The following is a 1,309-nucleotide window of genomic DNA, read 5'->3' as shown; positions in this document are numbered from 1 at the left end:
GGCGGTTTATAGGGGTCGTTGCAACACGTGGTCGGTTGATCAGGCCGCGAGCAGTTTATGCAGGCGCTTGGCTGGGGTTTCCCAGTCAAGCGTTTTGCGTGGGCGGCGGTTGAGCTGGTCGGCGACGGCGGCCAGGTGCTCCTGGGTGTGGACCGACAGGTCGGTGCCCTTGGGGAAGTACTGCCGAAGCAGGCCGTTCGTATTCTCGTTCGAGCCGCGCTGCCAGGGGCTGGCCGGGTCGCAGAAGTACACCGGGACGTCGGTAGCGATGGTGAAGACGTGATGGGAAGCCATCTCTGATCCCTGATCCCACGTCAAAGACCTCTTCAAGTGGGCCGGGAGGGTCTGCACGGTCTCTGTGAGGGCGTCGCGTACCGCTTCGGCTCCGTGATCGCCCGGCAGGTGCAGGAGCATCACGTACCGGGTGGACCGCTCCACGAGCGTGCCGATCGCGGACTTGCCGTCCTTGCCGATGATCAAGTCGCCCTCCCAGTGACCTGGGACCGCCCGGTCCTCGACCTCCGCGGGGCGTTCGCTGATCATGACCATCGGCTCGGTGAAGCGCGGTTGGCGGCAGTTGGCCTGCCGGTGAGGCTTGCGGCGGGCCCGGCCCGAGCGCAGGGCGCCGGCGAGCTCGCGCCTCAACTGGCCACGTCCCTGGACGTAGAGCGCCTGGTAGACGGTCTCGTGGACCACGTGCATCTCCGGCCGGTCGGGGAATATCTCCCGCAGAGCGTGGCATATCTGCTCCGGGCTCCAGAACTCGTCCAGCATCGCCTGGACGGCGTCCCGCAGTTCGGTGTTCTCGCTGATCTTGCGAGGCTTCGGGCGTGGCCGCCGGGCGTCCGCGCGGGCCTGGGCCGCGTACGGGCGGTAGTGCCACTGGCCGCGGGTGCCGTGGGTGCGGTTGCGGCGGATCTCCCGGCTGACGGTCGACGGGCTGCGGCCAAGCTCCGCCGCGATGGCCCGCACCGTGGCCTTTTCCCGCAGCCGGTCGGCGATGTGGACACGCTCGTCCTCGCGCAGGTACCGGGACGGGCCCACGGCCTGTGGCGCCCGCGGTGCATACGCGGGCGCCACCAGCCGGTCGGGGCTCGTCCGGCCGTTGCGCCACTCCCGCCCGGTCCTCAGGTTGATCCCGACAACCTGGCAGGCTTCCTTGTTCGAGTACCCCATCCGCATGAGCCGGAAGTATTCCTCCCGCTCACGTCGGAGCTTCCTACGCCCCTGGCTGACCTGGCGGTCCCGGATCTCGAAGTCCATTGCATCCCCTGAGCTGGGGTGTTGCAACGAACGCTAGAACCCAAGG

Annotated in this window: 1 protein-coding gene; it reads right to left on the bottom strand. The window is 68.3% G+C overall.

Features of this window, described 5'->3' with window-relative positions:
• Positions 1-39: 39 nt before the first annotated feature.
• Positions 40-1,263 carry an IS30 family transposase gene (locus ACFWIS_RS40660; RefSeq protein ID WP_380464150.1) on the bottom strand — a complete coding sequence of 408 codons (1,224 nt, stop codon included), beginning with the start codon at positions 1,261-1,263 and terminating at the stop codon, positions 40-42.
• Positions 1,264-1,309 lie beyond the last annotated feature (46 nt).

Source organism: Kitasatospora sp. NPDC127060 (assembly GCF_042724935.1).
In the GTDB taxonomy this organism is placed as follows: domain Bacteria; phylum Actinomycetota; class Actinomycetes; order Streptomycetales; family Streptomycetaceae; genus Kitasatospora.
The sequence above is the reverse complement of the archived record's forward strand: the minus strand, read 5'-3'. Positions and strand labels throughout refer to the sequence as shown.

What these genes read in the sequence shown, in the direction of transcription:
- ACFWIS_RS40660 (WP_380464150.1), bottom strand. Translation starts at nt 1,263, where the DNA reads ATGGACTTCGAGATCCGGGACCGCCAGGTCAGCCAGGGGCGTAGGAAG.